The organism is Arthrobacter sp. USHLN218, from assembly GCF_037144715.1.
Taxonomy (GTDB): Bacteria; Actinomycetota; Actinomycetes; order Actinomycetales; family Micrococcaceae; genus Crystallibacter.
Window position 1 is genome coordinate 67,154 of the sequence record NZ_JBBCYT010000001.1, and the last position, 16,158, is coordinate 83,311.

A 16,158-nucleotide genomic window follows, 5' to 3' on the forward strand; every position below is an offset into this window, starting at 1 on the left:
GGTTGGCTATACTGGGGCCATCAGGGGAGCCGTGATGCTTCCGGCTCACTGGAAGGAGTTCTAAAGATGACCGCGGAAAGCGCTCCGCAGTACTGGGCAATGGACGGGGACGACGGCGTGGCCGACCCATGGTGCATCGAATGCGGCACCGATGAGTATCTGATTGTCGAGGACCTGCAGCCGGCCGCCGATGCCGATCCTTCCGGCCGCCCGCTCTGGAACATCAGCTACTCGTGTTCCGAATGCGACAGCTTCTTTGGACACCTGACCCGCAGGCCGCTGCCGGGGCTGGATGACAGCCTGGGCCGGCTTGTCGCCGACGACGCGGGGTACGTCCATTGCGGCGAGCCGATGCGGCCGGTCGAGGCCGGATTGCGCCCGATCTACGACCCGGTATCCAATGACGGGCCGATGGAGGGCCCGGTCCTGCCGCAGGTCCAGTTGGAAACGGTGCTGCTGAGCTGTGCGTGCGGCTTCCGGATGGAAGTGCCCGCGGACTCGTCGTCCGAGGGCAACTGACTGGGGCACTCGGAGCGGACGGAGATACGGCGCGGGCCGGCCTGCCGGGCGGCGGGGCCGGGTTAGGAGGCCGGCGCGGCGCGGAACGCTTGCTCGGCTACCGAGGCCGCGCCTAGCGAGGATGCGCCGGGCACTGCCTCGTGAATCACGGAGGCCGCCTCGCGGACCCGATGCGCGGGCGCTACCGTCTCCTCTTCGGTCCCGGGCGTCCATGACAACGTAATCTGCATGCCGTCTGTGAGTTCACTGATCCGCAGCGTCAGGTCCTCGTCGTAGAGATCACGGCGCAGTCCAAGTCCTTCGCTTTCGGCCTGGGCCGTGAGGCGGGCAACGGCGAGGGCCATCGCCCTGCCCCAGTCGTACGGGTGCTTGCTGTTCGTTTTCGCGGTGGCTGAGTACTGGAAATCCCGCATTCCGTGTCCTTCGGCTCTCCGGTGCACGGCTCCGTTGCCGCACGCAGGTCACCTTCAGCATAGGACGCGATCGGTCCCCGTGTCTTGGGTCTTTCGACAGGTAATCCGATGCCCCCGCCTGGCCGGGGCTAGCGGATTGCGGCCTCGGGCTCGGGCTCGAAGCCCATCAGGAGGTCGGGCTCCAGTTCGATGGTCTCGCAGTTGAGCACGTGGGCGTGCGGCTCGCCCCGAAGCAGGCCCATGGTGACCCGGATGAGCGTGCCGTGGGCGACGACGATGATGCGGCGGCCGGCATTTTCGCGGACCAGCTGTTGCAGCGCATCCACGCTGCGCGCCGCGACTTCGGCCTCGGATTCGGAAACCAGCAGCAGCTTGTCGATGTCCTCGCGCTCCATGCCGAGCAGGACGGAGCCCTCGGCTCCGCGGAAGTCGCGTTCGATCAGGTCGGGAATGGTGAGCGAGAGGTCGAGTCCCACGTGGCCGCCGATGATTTCTGCGGTTTCGACCGCGCGACGCAGCGGGGAGGATACGAGCAGGTCCCAATCCTGCGCGGCGAGGGCGGCGCCGGCATCGTTCGCCTGCCTCCGGCCCAGGTCATTCAGCGGAATGTCGGTCCGTCCCTGCAGGCGTCCTGCGGAGTTCCAATCCGTTTCGCCATGTCGCACCAGTGCCAGCACTCTCAGGCCTCCTCATTTCGGTCCCCCTCCATCCTGCCCTAACGTTTCGCGGATCGGAAACGGGGTTCAAGGGGCGCCAGGGCGTGATGAATGCCGGGTAAACGGTTCATGAGAGGGCTCTCATCCAGGAATCATTCTCGTTTCATGAGGGCCCGGTTCACTAGTGGACGTCAACGGATCCCGCACCAAGGAGCAAGCAGATGAGCCTCGTAATCCACCCCCGCCACTTCCCCTCGATGGCGGACGCGCACGTTGATCCGGAACGGCTGCGCCGGGCTAAGAAGGCGTACACCACGCGCTTCCTGGCCGACTCACTGTCCAGGGACGCCAGCGGATATGAGCTGTGGGACGCCACACCCTCGGCCGGCGATGTGGTCCTGGCCCGGGTGGCGGCCATCGGGCACCACAAGCGCCTGGAAAGCCCGGATTCCCGCCGGCAGAGCATGTTCGTGGGCGACGAAATCCTGGTCGCTTACGGCAACCGCTACGCACCGGACCAGTTCCGCGCCGTCGTTCCCGCTGACCTTGCCCCGTGCTCGCTGGTGGCCGGCGGCGGACTGGCCGCCACGGTCCTCGATCAGCACGCCGATGTCATCCAGGCAACCTCCATCGAGCCGCTCGGGCTGCTGGCGAGGAACGGCGCGGTGGTCAACCTGCAGGACGCCGCTCCGCACCGGGTCAGCTCCGTGACAGCACTACCCGGGCGGCCGCAGGTCATCGCGGTCCTGGGCACCTCCATGAACTCAGGCAAATCGACCACCCTGGGCTGCCTGGTCAACGGCCTGGGCAGGGCCGGGCTGACCGTGTCCGCAGGCAAGGCGACCGGCACAGGCGCCGGCAACGATCCGCGGCTCTTCACCGATGCAGGGGCCCGCCGCGTGCTGGACTTCACCGACTTCGGCTTCCCGACCACCTACCTGCTTGACTACCCGACCGTCCGCGGCCTGCTGACCAGCATGATCGACGCGCTGACCACGGCGGAGACCGACGTCGTCGTGGTGGAAATCGCCGATGGCGTCTATCAGGGGGAGACCGCGCGGCTGCTGCGCGATCCCGTGTTCCATGGTGCCGTGGACCGCGTGGTCTTCGCGGCCGCCGATGCCCTCGGCGCCGCCGCCGGCGTTGAGGTGCTGCGCCGGGCCGGCGTGGACCTGGCCGCCGTCTCGGGCCTGCTAACGGCGTCACCGCTGGCCGCCCGGGAAGCGTCCGGCGTCATCGACGCACCGGTCATCGATACCTACGAGCTGTGCAATCCGTCAACGGCCGTGAACCTGCTGCCGGCGAGCAAGTAGGCCGCCGGACCATGGCGGAGAACTCCCTGCCGAAGCTGCTCGCCGGCCGGCGCCGGGGGCTGATGGCCCTGCTCATCGGGACCGGCCTGGCCATGGCCGTGCTGGCCGGGGCGAGCGCGCTGCTCATGACGCGGCTGCTGGACGGCGCGGCAGCGGCCGGCGTGGGCTCCGGGCCTGCGGTCGCCGGACTCGCCGCCGCCGCGCTGGGGGTGGGCGCACTGCGTGCCCTGGAGCGCGTGCTGGCCGAAAAGCTGGGCCAGGACTATATCCATGAGATCCGCAAGGGGCTGGTGGAATCGGCGCTGACCACGGACCGGGGCCCGTCGCCGGGCGTGACGATCGCCCGCAACACGAACGACCTGTCCAGCGTGCGGAACTGGATCGCGCTGGGAATTGCGCCGCTGGCCGTGGGCATCCCGATGATCCTTGGGACGGCCGTGGCGCTGTGGTTGCTCGCGCCCGCACTCTCCGCCGCCGTCGTCGTTCCCCTGATGGTGCTCGCCGGCGGACTGGCGCTGCTGGCCCGTCCGGCCTTCCACCGCGCCCGGGCGCTCCGGCAGCAGCGGGGGCGGCTGGCGGCACGGCTGGCCGACACCGTGATCGCCGCGGGCACCATCCGGGCCGCCGGCGGCGAGGTCCGCGAGGTCAGGCAGGTGGATAAGGCCGGCCGCAAGGTCGTCGATGCCGCCGTCCACCGCGCGGCGATCGCCGGCTGGATCCGAGGGTCCGCGGCGGCCGGTGCGGCCCTGGGCAGCGCCGCGGTCGCCGCCGTCGGGGTATGGCAGGCGGTGCCGACGCCCACCATCGCGGCGGGGCTGACGCTCGTGGGCATGATCGCCGCACCCGTGGCGGACCTGGGCCGGGTGGTCGAGTACCGGCAGAACTTCAAGGCCGCCCGGCGCATCCTCGGGCCGGCGCTGGCCGTAGCGGCGGAAGCCAGGGAAGAACGACGGCGCCGCGGCACCGGGGCGGTCCCGTCCGGTCCCGGCCCGGCGGCGGCAGCGGATGGCGGGGACCTGCCGGGCACGGTGCTGGTCACCGGCCTCTCCGAGTGCCGCAACTGTGCGGTGCCGGACCTGCAGGCCGGCCCGGGGGACCGGGTGCGGATCGTCTCGGCGGATCCGGCCGCGGAGACGCGAGTGCTGGAAAAGCTGATCGGCGTGCGCAGCGACCCGGTTGCCTACACGGAGATCGCCGGGAAGTCCCTGCTGGACAGCGGCGGCCGGACGCGGCGGGTGCTGCTGGGCTATGTGGCCGCAGGGACGTATCTCGAGCGCGGTTCGATTGCGCGCAGCGTCCGCTACCGGATGCCCGATCTGGACCCGGCGGCCGGGGCCTCGGCGCTGGAACGGGTGGGGCTTGCCGAGCGGATCACCCGGCTGCCCCGCGGGGAGCAGACCCAGCTGAAGCGCGGCGGGGAACCCCTGTCGACGTCGGAGCGGGCACGGCTGCTGCTGGCCAGGGCGGCGCTCGGCGACCCGCCGCTGCTGGTCCTGAACCGGATCGACGCCGACCTGGACCACGCGGGAACGGCGGTGCTGGCGGGCCTGATCCGGGACTATCCGGGTGTGGTCCTGTTCGCCTCGGACCACCCCGGTTCCTTGGCGGCGGAGTACACCGAGTGGAACATCGACTGCCCGCACGCCGGGCTGGACCTGGTCTGGGCGTCCTACAGCTGGAGCGGGGCGGACACGGCGGGCAGCTGACGCGCCGGCAATGCCGCGACTATCCCGTACCGGACGGAGGACACCGAGGGCCTAGAACCGACCGGGCGTCTCACGAGTGCCCGCGTCCCGCGCCGGTTGGGCTTCTGCCGGGAGCCCGCGCTCCAGCACGTGGTCGCGCAGGACCAGCCGGGCGGTGGGAAAGTCCATGCCGCCGACCGTGCGGAAGCCGTTCTTCGCGTAGAACTTCTGCGCGCGCAGATTGTGTTCGTTGACGGAGAGCCACACCGCGCGGGCGCCGGCGTGCCGCGCGGTGTCGAGGGTCGCGGCCATCAGCCGGTGCGCCAGCCCGCTGCCGTGGGCGCCGGCGCGGACGTAGAACTTGCTCAGCATGGACGCCGGCTGGATGGTGAGCGCCGCCCGCACTTCTTCATCCGCCGGCGGCGTGTGGATGAGCATGCTGTAGCCCGCCAGGCGCGGCGGATCCTCCGCATCGTCCTCGACCACCAGCAGGCTGCGGCGCGGGTCGGCCAGATACTGCTCGAAATGCTGTGCGCCCAGGGTGGCGGCCACGTAGTCGCAGATGTCCTCGGCCGTCATCTCGGGCGGGCAGGCCATGGGAAAGGTTGCCGCCGCGCACTCGGCCAGTGCGGCGCCCTCGCCCGGGCGGGCGGCGCGGATGGTCGACGACGGCGGTGCCTCCGCGGCGGGAGGTGTCACGTTACTCACGCGCACCATCTTAGGCGCGCGCCGCCGTCGTTCGCCGAAGCGGATCTGCCCGGCTGCCTGGTCCGGATTGCCCGGCGGATTACCCGACGGAAAGGGAACTGCGCGGATTCTTCCGGTCCAAGATCAGCGACAGCGCGATGCCGAGCATCCAGACGTCCTTGGCCAGGGCGGTGCCCTCGGCGGTCGGCCGGACGCTGCCCTCCTGCGTCATGCCCGGAGTCTTCAAATACATGCCGACCATCGATCCGGAGAAGACGGCCAGGGCCAGGCCGGCCAGCCGGCTCGGGATGAAGGGTGCCAGCAGCATGCCGCCGACGGCGATCTCCCCGTAGCTGACGAACTTGCCGAACTGCTCCGGTTCGATCTGCTTGACCTGCGGGAAGATGTTGGCGGCCATGGCCTGGATGCCGGCCGCGCTTTCCTTGTCCAGGTCCGTCTTGCCCAGGCCGGAATTGAGGATGAATCCGCCGGTGGCGAGGCGGAGGGGGATGTGGCTGAGCTTCATGGTGGTCCTCTCGTACGCCGGAAACGGTCGACGATTTAGAGCCTACGTCCCTGAAGCGCGAGCCGCCAGAGCGCAATAATCCGTAGTTCGACGGCTTGTTAACTTGAAGTTTGAGCCCCGTCTGCTTGTATGGATTGAAGTAGGAACCGTTAAACCCGGTTCAACCAGCAGAAGGCAAATGATGGATTACATCCAGGCCGAGCATCCCAGGCCGAACCATTTCATACTGCACATGAGCGACACCCATCTGGTGGGCGGCTCGGATCCCCTCTATGGAAGCGTCGACAGCGAGGCACGGCTGCGCGAGGTCTTCGACGGCCTCGAGGCGTCTGGATCGCGGCCGGAAGCGATCGTCTTCACCGGCGACCTTGCCGACAAGGGTGAGCCGGAGGCGTACGAGAAGCTGCGCGCCATCGTCGAGCCGTCCTCTCGGCGCCTCGGGGCCGAGGTGATCTGGGTGATGGGCAACCATGACGACCGGGCGAACCTGCGCACCGGGCTGATGGACCTGCCGGCGGACATGGCGCCGCTGGACAAGAGCTACGACGTCGGCGGCCTGCGTATCCTGACGCTGGACTCCACCGTCCCCGGCTTCCATCACGGCGAGGTCAGCGACGAGCAGCTGCAGTGGCTTGAAGACGAGCTGGCCGTCCCCGCGCCGGACGGGACCATCCTGGCCCTGCACCACCCGCCGGTCCCCAGCGTGCTGGACCTGTCCGTGCTGGTGGAGCTGCGGGAGCAGCGCCGGCTGGCGGACGTGGTGCGCGGCAGCGACGTGCGCTCCATCCTGGCCGGCCACCTGCACTATTCGACGACGGCGACCTTCGCCGGCGTCCCCGTCTCCGTCGCCTCCGCCACCTGCTACACCCAGGACCTGAACGTGCCCGTGGGCGGCACCCGCGGCCGGGACGGCGCGCAGGCCTTCAACCTAGTGCATGTCTATGACGAGACGATCGTGCACTCCGTCGTGCCGGTCGGGGAGCACCCGACCGTGGGGCAGTACGTGGACGCGGAGGAGACGCAGCGCCGGCTGGAAGCCGCAAGGATCCGGATCCCGGAGGGCAGCCGGGAGCTCAGCCGCGTCTAGTCGCGGTGGCTGCTACAAGCTGCTCCGGCCCCGGCCCGGTCAGCGGTTCCGCGCAGCGGAGATAATCCGGGCAACCGCATGCCCGCTGGCCCAGACCAGCGGAATCATGACGGCGAGCACGGCGATCGGGTTCGGGACGAAGGTTGCGCGGCCGCTCTCGTCCGCGGCCAGGATGCCGACCGGAAGCACCGCGCCGCCCCCGCCCCCGCCGCCGTCGTTCCCGCTTCCGCCGCCGCCGAAGCCGACCTTCACCAGGGCCACGGGAATGACCTGCTGGTCGCCCACCTGCACGGGATCGCCGAAGGAGCGGCGCCAGGCAAAGGACTTGAAGTCTTCGGAGAGCATGGACAGGATGCTGCGCCGTTGGCCCGGGGCAGCCGCTGAGGAGTCGTTGGACATGCTGCCAGCCTAGATGCCGGCGAACCCGGCGGGAAGTGGCGAAGGGCCGTTCACTTCTCCCAGGGCGCCGGGATCGGGAAGTACTTCTCCAGGAAGTCCGTCACGACATCCTGCCGTTCCTCCGCCGGGACCTCCGGGAAGCTGCCGTCGTTGAGGCAGAAGAAGTCATGGTTGCGCTTCTTGAGCAGCCGGGCCAACTGCCTCAGGCCCGAGTACATGGTGGTGTCGACGTACTTCACCTTGGCTTGGGTCTGCGTGACGGCGCGGCCGGTGAGCAGGGCGTAGTAGTGGTACAGCGAGTTCGTGACGGAGATGTTGTCCTTGGCACGGAAACGGCTGGCGGCGGTGGCGGTGAACTGCTCCGCGAAGACGTCCTCCATTTCGAACAGCACGCTCTTGCGCAGGGGCGCTGCGCAGTGCTCGAGATGGCGGGTGGTGATCCGGCCGAAGCGTTCGTAGAGCAGCTTCCGGTTCACCCGGGCGGCATTCTCGAAGCCGGAGCGGTCCAGATGGTTGTCGCCGAGGCCGATCCGGGTGCTGGCTTCGATGAACTTGGTGATGCCGCCGGGGGAGAAGAAGACATCGGGGCCGGCCGGGCGGCCGAAGAACATGTCGTCGTTGGAGTAGAGGAAGTGCTCGCTCAGGCCCTCGATGTGCTGGAGTTGTGCCTCCACGGCCTGCGAATTGTGCGTGGGCAGCACGGACGGGTCCTTGAAATGGTCCTCGCTGCGCACGATCGTGATTGCGGGGTGCTCCGCATCCAGCCATTCCGGAACGGGCGAGTCCGTGGCGATGAAGATGTGCCGGATCCAGGGGGCGAACATGTGCACGGAGCGGAGCGCGAATTTGAGCTCGTTGATCTGGCGGAAGCGGGCATCCGCCTCGTCGCCTTCGCCGAGGACGACGCCTTCCTGGCGCTTCCGGCGGGCGGCCTGGTAGGCCGGATCGTTGCCGTCCACCCAGGAGAAGACGATGTCGATCTCGAAGTCGATGTCCGTGGCGTGGTCCGCGAACATGTTCTCGATGGTGGGCCACTCCAGGCCGTAGCGGAAGACCGTGCCCCGGACGGCTTCGGCGCCCGGAAGCGAGCGTCGGGTCAGCGAATTCTCGATCGGCAGGACCACATTGTCGCCCTCCCAGCGCCAGAGCTCGATCTGCACGCCGGCGGACTGCCCGTAGACGAGGCCGCCGTTGGGCTCGATGCGGGGGCGGTAGAGCCGGAAGATCCGGGCCGTGTTCCCCTCGGCGAGCCGGCCGTCGCCGACCAGCAGCGCGGTCCTCTTCTTCGCGTCGACGGTCATCGAGTAGAAGGGCTCGTTGCGGCAGGCCTCGGCCAGCGCGGACTGTAGCGCCTTGCGGTCTTCCCAATTGACGGCGATCACCGGGCGCGCGTCGTTGCCGCGGACCAGCAGATAGCGCACGCCCGCGTCGTCGAGCACGCCGCGGATGAAGAGCAGGTCCTCGACCATGGCCTCGTGCGGCGTGCGGTCCCGGTTGACGAGGGCGTAGCGCCGCTTGACCTTGACGACGTCGTCGCGGTCTTCGAGGCGAGCGACGGCGGCAGGTGAAGTGACCTCGACGACGTCGCGCTGGGTCTCCTCCGGCTCCGGCGCACCGAAGTAGGCGCCGGCAATGTCAGTTGGGGCAAGCGAGTCCGTGATGGAAGGATCCTCTTTCATGGCGGGGAAATGTAGTGGATTCCCTCCATAGTAAGCCCAGTGGCGCTGCGGCCCTCCCGTCAGCTTCCGGTGCGCGGAGGATGGACGGCGGCGGCGAGTAGGCGCCGGGTATACGCGTGCTGCGGGGAGGAGAAGAGCTGCTCCGCCGGACCCTGCTCCACGATCCTGCCGCGCTGCATCACCGCCACCCGGTCGCTCATGTGCCGGACGACGCCGAGGTCGTGGGAGATGAACAGGTAGCTCAGCCCGAACTCGCGCTGCAGGTCGTCCAGCAGGTCCAGGATCTGCGCCTGCACGGACACGTCCAGCGCCGACGCCGGCTCGTCGCAGATGATGATTTTCGGCTTGGGTGCCAAGGCCCGGGCGATGGCCACGCGCTGGCGCTGCCCGCCGGAGAGGGTCCGCGGGCCGCGGGCGGCGAAGCGGGCGGGCAGGCCGACCTGGTCCAGCAGCCGAGCGGTGTCCGCCGCGTGCGCTTTGGGATTCAGGCTCCGTCCGCCGGACAAGGCATCGGCCAGCAGCTGGCCGACCGTCAGCCGCGGGTCGAATGAGCTGAGCGGGTCCTGGTAGACGGCGCCGATCTGGGAGCGCCGGTTGCGGCGCTCCCGTTCGGGGAGTCCGCTCCACGGCTCGCCGAAGAGCCGGACCTCGCCGCCGTCCGGCTCGGCCAGGCCAAGCACCAGGCGGGCGGCCGTGGTCTTGCCCGAGCCCGATTCGCCGACCAGGCCCAGCGTCTCGCCGGCGGACAGTTCGAAGGAGACGCTATCGACGGCGGTGAACGGCTTCTTGTCCGGCGTGCGGAAGGATTTCGTCAGTCCGGTGGCCTGCAGGACCGGAGCGCCGGCGGGCGCCTGGCCGGCGTGGACCCGAACGGGAGCGGGCCGTCCGCCGGCGGCGGCCGGTCCTGCCGAGGCGCCGGATCCGCCGGGTGATGCGGCGGCTCCGGCTGCCGCCTGCCCGGAAACGCGCGAAACCGTCTGGCCGGCCGGCGCGGGGGACGCGGAGAGCCGGGCGCCGCGGGCATGGTCGGCGGGCACGGCACGCAGCAGCTTGCGGGTGTATTCGTGGCTTGGCGAACCCAGCACCTGGGCGGCGGGCCCGGACTCCACGATCCGGCCCTCCGTCATCACGGCGACCCGGTCCGCGACCGACTCCACGACAGCCAGGTCGTGGCTGATCAGCAGCATCGCGGAACCGCGCTCCCGCAGTCCGGCGAGGAGGTCGAGGATCTGGGCCTGCACCGTGGCGTCCAGCGCGGTGGTGGGTTCGTCGGCGATGATCAGCTCGGGATCCAGCGCGATGGCCGAGGCGATGAGGGCACGCTGGCGCATGCCGCCGGAGAGCTCGCCCGAGCGCTGGCCGGCGCGCTGGGCCGGGTTGTCCAGGCCCACGTCCTCGAGCAGCGACAGGACCCGGCGGGCCCGGTCCCGCCGGCTGTCCCGCGAGCCGAGCCGGAGCGCGTCATCGATCTCCCGGCCGATGGTGCGCAGCGGGTCGAGCGAGACCAGGGCGTCCTGCAGGATGAAGCCGATCCGGCTGCCGCGCACCTGCCGCCAGGCGCGCTGGCTGAGCCCGGCCAGGTCCCTGCCGGACAGCTCGAGCCGGTCCGCGCCGACCTTCGCGCCGGTTCCGGCCAGGCCGATGAGGGCCCTCGCGGTGACGGACTTGCCGGACCCGGATTCGCCCACCAGCGCCAGGCACTCACCGGCGCGGATCTCCAGCGAGACGCCGCGTACGGCCGGTTCGCCGTTGAAGGCGACGTTCAGGTTCTCAAGCCGGAGGATGGCGTCGTCCTTCGAATTCACCGCGACACCGCCCGCCGCTGCAGGGCACGACCGAGTACCGTCGAGCACGCGGCCGCCAGCACGATGGCCAGGCCAGGGAAGAGCGTCATCCACCACGCCGTGCCCAGGTAGGTGCGGCCCGCGGCGAGCATCGCGCCCCACTCGGCGGCCGGCGGCGGCGCCCCGAGGCCAAGGAAGCTCAGGGACGACGCCCACACCACCGCCTGGCCCAGGCCGAGGGTGCCGAGCACGAACACGGGGGCGAGGGCGTTGGGCAGGATATGCCGCCCCAGCACGCGGGCCGGGCTGCGGCCCAGGACGACGGCGGCCTCCACCATCGGCGAGGAACGTACCTGCGCGATCTGGCCGCGGATGATGCGGGCGTAGCCCGGGGCGGTGGACAGGCCGACGGCGATGACGGAGGTGGTGATGCCGGGGCCGGAGATCGCGATGAAGACCAGCGCGAGCAGGAGCCCGGGCAGTGCGAACAGCACCTCGAGGATCCTGCCGATGCCGAAATCCAGCCAGCGGCCGCCCAGCCCGGCTGCGGTGCCGAGCAGGAGCGCCAGCCCCAGGCCAATGGCCGTGGCGGCGGTGCCGATCAGCAGCGAAGGCCGGGCACCGTGGACCACGCGGGAGTAGATGTCCCGGCCGGATTCGTCGGTGCCGAACCAGTGCGCGGCGGAGGGCGCCTGGAACGCGTCCGCCGGGTTGATGGCCAGCGGGTCGAACGGCGCCAGCAGGGTCGGGAAACAGGCGGCGAAGACCAGGAAGAGCGCGACGGCGGCCGCGGCGGCTTCCAGGCCGCGCAGGCCCTGGAAGCGGGCAGACAGCGCCGGATCCCGGTGGGTGCGCCTGCTGGAGAAGATGCTCATGCGCTCCGCAGCCTCGGATCTGCCGCCCGTTCGGCGACGTCGCTGGCCGCCATGACCAGGACGTAGGCCAGCGCGGAAACCAGGGCGACGCCGGTCACGAGCGGGATGTCGCGCAGCGTCACCGCGTTCAGCAGCGTCCGGCCCAGCCCCGGCCGGGCGAAGATGGATTCCACCACGACGGCGCCGCTGAGCAGGTTCCCGAAGGCCCAGCCGGAGAGCGCGATGCCCGGCAGCGCGGCGTGCCGCAGGGCGTGGCGGAAGAGCACCCCGGACTCGCCCTCGCCGCGGGCCCGGGCCGAAAGCGCGAACGGGCTGGACATGGCGGCGAGCATCGACTCGCGCATGACCTGCCCGAGGAAGCCGGCCAGCGGCAGCGCCAGCGTGACCACCGGCAGGATGAGCCCGTCGGCGGAACCGGTGTTCACGGGAGGCAGCCAGCCGAGCGAGTTGCTGAACAGCAGGATCAGCACGCTCGCCAGCCAGAAGTGCGGAACCGCCGCGGCGGCGATCTCGAGCCCGGAGGCGACGACGCCCGCGGCCCGGCCGTTGAGCGTCGACCAGCCGGCGAGGCCGAGGGCCAGCAGCCAGGCCACCAGCAGGGACAGCGCCGAGAGCAGCAGCGTGCCCGGCAGCTGGTTGGCGATCAGGTCCGCCACCGGCATCCGGAGCGAGTAGGAATCGCCCAAGTCGCCCCGGATGAGCCGGCCCAGCTGCGCCGCGTACTGCACGAGGAGCGGCTGGTCCAGGCCGTAGTCCCGGCGGACCTGCTCGAGGGCCTCGGGCGAGGCCTGCGAGCCCGGTCCGCCCAGGATCGCTTCGGCCGGGTCCCCGGGAATCAGCCGGATGCCGAAGAAGATGAGCGTGGCCACGGCCCAGAGCACGAAGACCGCGCCCAGGACCTTGGCCAGTACCCAGCGGACGGGCTTCAGTTGGTCAGCCACGCATCGTGGAACGTCGGCGTGGAAACGGTGGGCAGCGCCTTCACCCCGGAGACCTCGGAGCGGTAGAGGAAGTGGTTCTGCTGGTCGTAGAGCGGCAGGATGTAATAGCCCTCGAGAACGATCTTCTGCGCCTCTTCGTAGAGCTTCTCGCGCTCCGTCGGCTCCGAGGTTTCGCTGGCCTTGGTCAGCAGCTCGTCCAGCTCATCGGACTTCACCTGGGACAGGTTGGCGAAGTAGCCGCTGGGCGCGGGCTTGGTGCTGTCCGAGTGGAACAGGATCCGCAGGACGTCCGGCCCGACCTTGGTATACGGGGCGCTGACCAGGTTGTAGTCGTTCTCTGCCAGCGCGCCGTACCAGCTGGAGAGGTCCAGCAGGTTCAGCTTGACCTCGAATCCGGCCTCCTTCGCCGTGGCCTGGAACTGCTCGAACAGCGACTGTTCTGCAGGAATCGACTGGTTGGTGCTGACCGGGAACTCCAGCGTCAGCCGCTTGCCGTCCTTGACCCGGTAGCCGGCCGAATCGCGCTCCGTCCAGCCGGCCTCGTCCAGGAGCCGGTTGGCTTCCTCCAGGTCGTACCCGAACAGGGACTGGTCCGAGTGGGCCAGCGGTTCCACGCTGGACAGGGGTGAGTAGGACCTCTTGGCGGTGCCGAAGAAGAGGGTGGACACGCCGTCGTTCACGTTCACGGAACGGACAAACGCCTCCCGGACCTTCGGATCGTTGAACGGCGCCTTGCTGCTGTTCAGCTCCAGGCGGTTGGAAGCACCCGGCCGCGGGGCATCCAGGTGCTTGATGACGTCGCTGCCCTCGGCCGCCTTGACGGTGTCCGGCTGCGCGTTGTCGATGACCTGCACCTCGCCGGCCTGAAGCGCCGCGTACCGGGTGGCGGATTCCGGAATGAACCGCCAGGTGATGGAGTCCAGGTAGGCCGGGCCCGCATGCCAGCCCTCCGCCGTCGGAGCCGAGTAGTCCTCGTTGCGCACCATCGTGACGGATTCCTGCTTGACCCACTTGTCCACAATGAACGGGCCGGTGCCCACCGGCGCGGCGCAGTTCTCCTCCTGGCTGCGCTCCAGCGCCTTCGGGGACTGGATCGCCACCCACGGCATGCTGAAGGACTCGAGCAGTGCGCTGTCCGGCGAGCTCAGCGTCACCTTCAGGGTCTGCGCGTCAACCGCCTCGGCGCCCGTGATCTTGCGCAGCGCCAGGTAGCCGGTCGAGGATGCCGTCGCCGGGTCCTGCACATGTTCGATGTTCGCCTTCACGGCCTCGGCGTCCAGCGGCGTGCCATCCGAGAACTTCACGCCCTCGCGGAGCGTGAACGTCCAGCTCAGGCCGTCCTCGCTCTGCTCCCAGCCGCTGGCCAGCCACGGGATGATCTCGCCGTCGGAATTCTTCGATACCAGCGGCTCAAGGTACTGGCTCGAGATCAGCGCCTGCGGGTAGTTGCCGCCGACGTGCGGGTCCAGGCAGGTGGGCTCCGCGTCCCCCGTTGCATAGACCAGATTGCCCCCGCTGACCGGCTCCCCGCCGGCGTCGGAGGAACTGCCGCCCCCGCTGCATCCGGCCAGAAGTACGACGGCGGCCACGGCGCCTGCCGCGGCAGGCACACCCCGGGCGGGGGTACGGAAGGGAAACGACATTGGGCAACTTCCTCAACTTATCGGCGGGTGGCGGCTGCGCACACCGCGGCAGGACCCTGCTGGGCGGGACCTGCACCCATCAATGCTAGGCCAGCGGATGCCCCGGGTGTATGCCGGGCGCCTGTGATGTGGGCGAACCCGGCGGTCCTGCCGCCTGTGGAGGAGGACAAACGGCGCCGGCTGTAACCGAAGTCTCATTCGACCCGGCGGAACCGTACTATGGTGCTGGACCGGCCGGCGGAGCAGCCAGGGCCGGTCCAACAGCACGGGCAGGACCGCCGCCGTGCTGCCCGCAGCCGAAGATTCTTGAACTGGAGCCTGTCGCGTGCTTGATCAGACGACCATTGAAAAAATTTCCGACGAACTGGTGGAGGCCGGCCGGAACCGCCAGCCGGTGCCGCGGCTGACCGCGCGCTACCCGGAGATGACCGTGGAGGATTCCTACGCGGTGCAGAACCTCTGGCGGGAGCGCAGCGAGGCCAACGGCCGGAAGCTGGCCGGGCGCAAGATCGGCCTGACGTCCAAGGCCATGCAGTACGCCACCGGCATCTCCGAGCCCGACTACGGCATCATCTTCGACGACATGATCCTCGAAAACGGCTGCACGGTGAAGTGGGACCAGTACACGCACCCGCGCATCGAAGTGGAGCTGGCCTTCGTGCTGAACCGCGACGTCAAGGGCCCCAACGCGACGATCTTCGACGTGCTCAACGCCACCGAGTACGTCGTCCCGGCACTGGAGATCCTCGACTCCCGGATCGAGATGGAGGGACGCACCATCGTCGACACCATCTCGGACAACGCGGCCATGGGCGCGATGGTCATCGGCGGCAACCCGGTCCGGCCGCAGGACGTGGACCTGCGCTGGATCTCCGCCATCCTCTACAAGAACCAGACGGTGGAGGAAACCGGCGTCGCCGCCGGCGTGCTGAACCACCCGGCCGCCGGCGTCTACTGGCTGGCCAACAAGATCGCGCCCCACGGCGACCATCTCAAGGCCGGCGAAACCATCCTCGCCGGTTCCTTCACCCGGCCCATGTGGGTCTACGAGGGTGACACCGTCTTCGCCGACTACGGAAAGCTGGGAACCATCACATGCCGTTTCGAGTAGAAGCCTCGCCGTCCTTCAAGGACCTCATCCGTTCCACCGACCGCACCGTCGCCGGCATGTTCGTCTGCTCCGGGGACGCGGGCGTCGCGGAGATCTGCGCCGGGTCCGGGCTGGACTACCTGCTGATCGACGGCGAACACGGGCCCATGGGCCTGGAGTCGATCCTGGCCCAGCTGCGCGCGGTCGCAGGCTACCCGTGCCTTTCGGTGGTGCGGGTGCCGTTTAATGACGCGGTGCTGATCAAGCAGTACCTGGATCTCGGCGCCCAGACGCTGATCGTGCCCATGGTCAACAACGCCGAGCAGGCCGAGGCCGCGGTCGCCGCCATGCATTATCCGCCCCGCGGCATCCGCGGCGTCGGCTCGGCCCTTGCCCGCTCCGCACGCTGGAACCGGATCCCGGACTACCTGAACCGGGCGGGGGACACCCTGACGCTGATCGTCCAGATCGAAGCGGCGGAGGCCGTGCAGAACGCGGCGGCCATCGCCGCGGTGGACGGTGTCGACGGCGTCTTCATCGGCCCCTCCGACCTGGCCGCCTCGATGGGCGTCCTCGGGCAGCAGGAGCACCCGGACGTGGTCGAGGCCGTGCTGCAGAGCATCCGCGAGGTCAAGGCCGCCGGCAAGTTCGTGGGGGTCAACGCCTTCGTCGAAGCCTCCGCCCGCCGGTACATCGACGCCGGCGCCGACTTCGTCAACGTCGGCGCGGACGTCGCCCTGCTGGCCCGCGGTACCGAGGCCCTCGCGGCCAAGTTCATCCAGGCACCCCAGGACGCCCCCGCCGGCACCCCCGCCAGCTACTGAGCAGCCCGCTTCCCCTCGAGGCCCCTCACCCCTTCCC

At 69.7% G+C, this 16,158-nt stretch carries 16 protein-coding genes; 6 read left to right on the plus strand and 10 right to left on the minus strand.

The genetic code is table 11. The annotated features are described in order from the left end of the window. Positions 1-66 precede the first annotated feature (66 nt). Positions 67-519, plus strand: a complete 453-nt coding sequence (locus WFH44_RS00320; RefSeq protein WP_336710804.1) for a hypothetical protein — start codon at positions 67-69, stop codon at positions 517-519. Positions 520-581: 62 nt separating this feature from the next. Here the strand turns inward: WFH44_RS00320 and WFH44_RS00325 are convergent, their stop codons facing one another. Together WFH44_RS00325 and WFH44_RS00330 are read right to left on the minus strand one after the other, a co-directional pair. Continuing rightward, positions 582-932 (minus strand): hypothetical protein, encoded by a 351-nt coding sequence (locus WFH44_RS00325; RefSeq protein WP_336710806.1) that lies wholly within the window; start codon positions 930-932, stop codon positions 582-584. A gap of 128 nt (positions 933-1,060) precedes the next feature. Continuing rightward, positions 1,061-1,609 carry a histidine phosphatase family protein gene (locus WFH44_RS00330; protein ID WP_336710808.1) on the minus strand — a complete coding sequence of 183 codons (549 nt, stop codon included), beginning with the start codon at positions 1,607-1,609 and terminating at the stop codon, positions 1,061-1,063. Between the two features lie 200 nt (positions 1,610-1,809). On the opposite strand from WFH44_RS00330, the gene WFH44_RS00335 reads away from it, so the two are divergent. Both WFH44_RS00335 and WFH44_RS00340 read left to right on the plus strand, forming a co-directional pair. After that, positions 1,810-2,901 carry a DUF1611 domain-containing protein gene (locus WFH44_RS00335; RefSeq protein ID WP_336710810.1) on the plus strand — a complete coding sequence of 364 codons (1,092 nt, stop codon included), beginning with the start codon at positions 1,810-1,812 and terminating at the stop codon, positions 2,899-2,901. Between the two features lie 11 nt (positions 2,902-2,912). Beyond that, positions 2,913-4,607, plus strand: a complete 1,695-nt coding sequence (locus tag WFH44_RS00340; RefSeq protein WP_336710811.1) for an ABC transporter ATP-binding protein — start codon at positions 2,913-2,915, stop codon at positions 4,605-4,607. 51 nt (positions 4,608-4,658) lie between these two features. On the opposite strand, the gene WFH44_RS00345 is transcribed toward WFH44_RS00340, so the two are convergent. Then, a complete protein-coding gene (locus tag WFH44_RS00345) occupies positions 4,659-5,294 on the minus strand; it encodes a GNAT family N-acetyltransferase (protein ID WP_336710812.1) in 636 nt (211 codons plus the stop codon). Positions 5,295-5,373: 79 nt separating this feature from the next. Then, entirely contained in the window at positions 5,374-5,799 is a 426-nt protein-coding gene (locus WFH44_RS00350) for a hypothetical protein (protein WP_336710813.1), read from the minus strand. Between the two features lie 181 nt (positions 5,800-5,980). Here WFH44_RS00350 and WFH44_RS00355 point away from each other — a divergent pair, with 181 nt between their 5' ends. Then, the gene (locus WFH44_RS00355; protein WP_336711770.1) at positions 5,981-6,886 is read left to right on the plus strand and encodes a phosphodiesterase; all 906 of its coding nucleotides are present in this window, start codon (positions 5,981-5,983) and stop codon (positions 6,884-6,886) included. A gap of 39 nt (positions 6,887-6,925) precedes the next feature. On the opposite strand, the gene WFH44_RS00360 is transcribed toward WFH44_RS00355, so the two are convergent. Genes WFH44_RS00360 through WFH44_RS00385 form a run of 6 tightly spaced genes read right to left on the minus strand, consistent with a single transcriptional unit; the run spans position 6,926 to position 14,207 of the window. Then, on the minus strand, positions 6,926-7,285 hold the full coding sequence (locus WFH44_RS00360; RefSeq protein WP_336710814.1) for a hypothetical protein: 360 nt from the start codon (positions 7,283-7,285) through the stop codon (positions 6,926-6,928). Between the two features lie 50 nt (positions 7,286-7,335). Beyond that, positions 7,336-8,964, minus strand: coding sequence for a stealth family protein (locus tag WFH44_RS00365; RefSeq protein WP_336710816.1), 1,629 nt, complete (start codon positions 8,962-8,964; stop codon positions 7,336-7,338). 59 nt (positions 8,965-9,023) lie between these two features. Next, the gene (locus WFH44_RS00370; RefSeq protein ID WP_336710818.1) at positions 9,024-10,769 is read right to left on the minus strand and encodes an ABC transporter ATP-binding protein; all 1,746 of its coding nucleotides are present in this window, start codon (positions 10,767-10,769) and stop codon (positions 9,024-9,026) included. Continuing rightward, entirely contained in the window at positions 10,766-11,623 is an 858-nt protein-coding gene (locus WFH44_RS00375; RefSeq protein ID WP_336710820.1) for an ABC transporter permease, read from the minus strand. The genes WFH44_RS00370 and WFH44_RS00375 overlap by 4 nt, the downstream gene beginning before the upstream one ends. Next, positions 11,620-12,564, minus strand: a complete 945-nt coding sequence (locus tag WFH44_RS00380; protein WP_336710822.1) for an ABC transporter permease — start codon at positions 12,562-12,564, stop codon at positions 11,620-11,622. The genes WFH44_RS00375 and WFH44_RS00380 overlap by 4 nt, the downstream gene beginning before the upstream one ends. Further along, the gene (locus WFH44_RS00385; RefSeq protein ID WP_336710824.1) at positions 12,549-14,207 is read right to left on the minus strand and encodes an ABC transporter substrate-binding protein; all 1,659 of its coding nucleotides are present in this window, start codon (positions 14,205-14,207) and stop codon (positions 12,549-12,551) included. The genes WFH44_RS00380 and WFH44_RS00385 overlap by 16 nt, the downstream gene beginning before the upstream one ends. A 325-nt stretch (positions 14,208-14,532) precedes the next feature. On the opposite strand from WFH44_RS00385, the gene hpaH reads away from it, so the two are divergent. After that, the gene (gene hpaH / locus WFH44_RS00390) at positions 14,533-15,318 is read left to right on the plus strand and encodes a 2-oxo-hept-4-ene-1,7-dioate hydratase (protein ID WP_336710826.1); all 786 of its coding nucleotides are present in this window, start codon (positions 14,533-14,535) and stop codon (positions 15,316-15,318) included. After that, positions 15,303-16,121, plus strand: a complete 819-nt coding sequence (locus WFH44_RS00395) for an aldolase/citrate lyase family protein (protein ID WP_336710827.1) — start codon at positions 15,303-15,305, stop codon at positions 16,119-16,121. Before hpaH ends, WFH44_RS00395 begins: the two co-directional genes overlap by 16 nt. The last annotated feature ends 37 nt before the right edge of the window (positions 16,122-16,158 follow it).

What these genes read in the sequence shown, in the direction of transcription:
- WFH44_RS00320 (WP_336710804.1), top strand. Translation starts at nt 67, where the DNA reads ATGACCGCGGAAAGCGCTCCGCAGTACTGGGCAATGGACGGGGACGAC.
- WFH44_RS00325 (WP_336710806.1), bottom strand. Translation starts at nt 932, where the DNA reads ATGCGGGATTTCCAGTACTCAGCCACCGCGAAAACGAACAGCAAGCAC.
- WFH44_RS00335 (WP_336710810.1), top strand. Translation starts at nt 1,810, where the DNA reads ATGAGCCTCGTAATCCACCCCCGCCACTTCCCCTCGATGGCGGACGCG.
- WFH44_RS00340 (WP_336710811.1), top strand. Translation starts at nt 2,913, where the DNA reads ATGGCGGAGAACTCCCTGCCGAAGCTGCTCGCCGGCCGGCGCCGGGGG.
- WFH44_RS00350 (WP_336710813.1), bottom strand. Translation starts at nt 5,799, where the DNA reads ATGAAGCTCAGCCACATCCCCCTCCGCCTCGCCACCGGCGGATTCATC.
- WFH44_RS00355 (WP_336711770.1), top strand. Translation starts at nt 5,981, where the DNA reads ATGGATTACATCCAGGCCGAGCATCCCAGGCCGAACCATTTCATACTG.
- WFH44_RS00360 (WP_336710814.1), bottom strand. Translation starts at nt 7,285, where the DNA reads ATGTCCAACGACTCCTCAGCGGCTGCCCCGGGCCAACGGCGCAGCATC.
- WFH44_RS00365 (WP_336710816.1), bottom strand. Translation starts at nt 8,964, where the DNA reads ATGAAAGAGGATCCTTCCATCACGGACTCGCTTGCCCCAACTGACATT.
- WFH44_RS00375 (WP_336710820.1), bottom strand. Translation starts at nt 11,623, where the DNA reads ATGAGCATCTTCTCCAGCAGGCGCACCCACCGGGATCCGGCGCTGTCT.
- WFH44_RS00385 (WP_336710824.1), bottom strand. Translation starts at nt 14,207, where the DNA reads ATGTCGTTTCCCTTCCGTACCCCCGCCCGGGGTGTGCCTGCCGCGGCA.
- WFH44_RS00395 (WP_336710827.1), top strand. Translation starts at nt 15,303, where the DNA reads ATGCCGTTTCGAGTAGAAGCCTCGCCGTCCTTCAAGGACCTCATCCGT.